Origin of the sequence: Bacillus thermozeamaize (assembly GCA_002159075.1) — a bacterium.
GTDB classification, from domain to species: Bacteria; Bacillota; Bacilli; order ZCTH02-B2; family ZCTH02-B2; genus Bacillus_BB; species Bacillus_BB thermozeamaize.
Genome location: LZRT01000015.1, coordinates 1 through 2,144, shown reverse-complemented (window position 1 = coordinate 2,144; position 2,144 = coordinate 1). Strand labels below are relative to the sequence as shown.

Annotated in this window: 1 protein-coding gene and 1 pseudogene; one reads left to right on the top strand and one right to left on the bottom strand. The window is 46.6% G+C overall.

The window, feature by feature from the left end; all coding sequences use genetic code 11:
* A pseudogene (locus BAA01_12090) lies at window positions 1-389 on the top strand (transposase).
* A gap of 346 nt (window positions 390-735) precedes the next feature.
* On the opposite strand, the gene BAA01_12085 reads toward BAA01_12090, so the two are convergent.
* On the bottom strand, window positions 736-2,028 hold the full coding sequence (locus BAA01_12085) for a phosphohydrolase (protein ID OUM90538.1): 1,293 nt from the start codon (window positions 2,026-2,028) through the stop codon (window positions 736-738).
* Between the last annotated feature and the right edge of the window lie 116 nt (window positions 2,029-2,144).

Here is a 2,144-nt window from a genome sequence, read left to right as displayed (position 1 = left end):
ACGTGTACTGGACGTCGCTTCGCTGCGGACCGTGGCGGGTCATCGAGTTATACCGGGATCACGCCACCAGCGAACAGTTTCACAGCGAAATCAAGACGGATCTCGATCTGGAGCGGTTGCCGGCCGGAAAATTTGCAACGAATAATCTCGTACTGCATGCAGGCGTGTTTGCCTACAATCTGCTGCGCATCATCGGTCAGGAAAGCCTGCGCAAAGACGACGCGCCGATTCGCGGCAACGTGCAGCGCCGCCGAATCCGAACCGTTATTCAAAACATCATCTACATGGCTGTCCGGCTTGTTCGACATGCGCGCTGTCTATACTTTAACTTCGGAAAGCACAGTCCCTGGTCATCGGTGTTGGAGAGGGTTTACCGGGCGTTTGCATGACACGGGCATGATGCAGGAGACGCTTTGGAACGACCTGTCGTCCGCCAGGTCTGTTTGGCATTCATGGATTTGAATTGACAAGCTATGATGCGTCCTTCTGCCATCGTAAAAAGCCAGTTCTTACGACCATCACAGAAAAAATGACTAAAATTACCGGTTTCAGAAACCGGGTTCCGAAACTATCCGCGGACGATCACGGATTCAGGATGGTACTCATATTGGAAAGGCATCGGAGTTCCGGCAACTTTGAGCAAATAAATCATTTTTTGGATTTTCTTTCGTCCATGCACTTTGCCGACAACATCAAATACACTCAGTACGCTGCCGGCCGCTTCGAACATCCGTTTCAACCTCCAAAAATTTCGTTTATGTATTCTTTCGGCATGAATAGACGGTTAATTGAGATTTGTTTGTTGCGTATTGTATTAATGATATCCGAAACTTGGGATAACTCTCTGCCAGTTCCTTTATGGTCGAACAATAGTATGTATTCGGATGCTTCCCGTTCTTCGGCCTTTTCATCGGATTTTGGTTTTTGACCAATATAGGAATCCTTGTACCAGCTGCTGTTTGCATCGTCTTTCGCGTAGTAATAATTCTTGAGATGTTTCTTGTCTTTTTCGTTGAAATAATCAGTGATGATCTCCGCCAGTTCCGTTAAGTCCTTATCGACTTGCGGAACCTCTTTGAAAAAATTTCTTCTCAACAACCGTTGGCATAAATCGCTCAATATTTGATCCGAATGCCTGCTCCATACATGGAAATAATGCCAAACGGTATGATCCGTGAGTTCGAGGTACTGGTTCAACGCTTTGCCGATCTGTCCGTTGCATTCAAGTATGGCCGCAAGACCGTCGGGAATATCGATTGGTTCACCTCCTTCTCGGAACAGTTCCATGGCTCTTGTAAAAATTTTGTCCACAATAAGTTCGGCGCTTCGGGTGGTTTTGTGAAAGTACACATGTTTGTACATATAGTATCGAGCCATGACGAAGTCTTCCGCAATGCTTGATCCTTTATTCAGGTCCAATCCGACCTCGACTACACCGTTATGTTCGCCGATACGCAAGACGTTGATCAACCATTCCAGGTCAAAAGAGCCATAACCCGCCCCGGTCATCTTGGCATCCCGCAGCAAGTAATCCACCCGATCCGCATCGAGTTGGCTTGAGAGCAATTTGACGGCTGCTTTGGAAGGATGAGTGCGCTGTATAATTTCTGCAACTTCATTTGGATCAATTTTATGCTTTTGCAAGACGCTGTTGATCTCGGTATCGCCGCGAACAATCTCAATCGTCCAAAGTTCATGTTTGATTCCGGTGGATTTTTCGAGAGCGTGTGAAAACGGACCATGTCCTATATCATGAAGCAATGCGGCTGTCAACAACAGCTGGCGATAATTTTTCAGCTCATCGGCATATTTCCGATACTGCTCTTCCTTCAAACTGCAAATTTTGTCTATAAATCTTTTCACCAAGTGTGTAACGCCAATGGAATGGGCAAACCGGGTATGTTCCGCACCTGGATAGGTAAATGAAGAAAGACCCAGCTGCTTGATATGTCTTAATCGCTGAAATTCCCGCGTATCGATCAATTCCAAAAGTATAGCATCTTCTTTTTTATCAAAATAGACCTCCATGCCGCTGACGCGGCACCATCAGAGGATGAAAATGGTCGTCTGCCCACCGTATAATACTCTTGCGGCTGGCGAAGCGAGGTCGTTGTATCTTGGTGCCTTGAGCCCGACTTTTAGAC

What these genes read in the sequence shown, in the direction of transcription:
- BAA01_12085 (OUM90538.1), bottom strand. Translation starts at nt 2,028, where the DNA reads ATGGAGGTCTATTTTGATAAAAAAGAAGATGCTATACTTTTGGAATTG.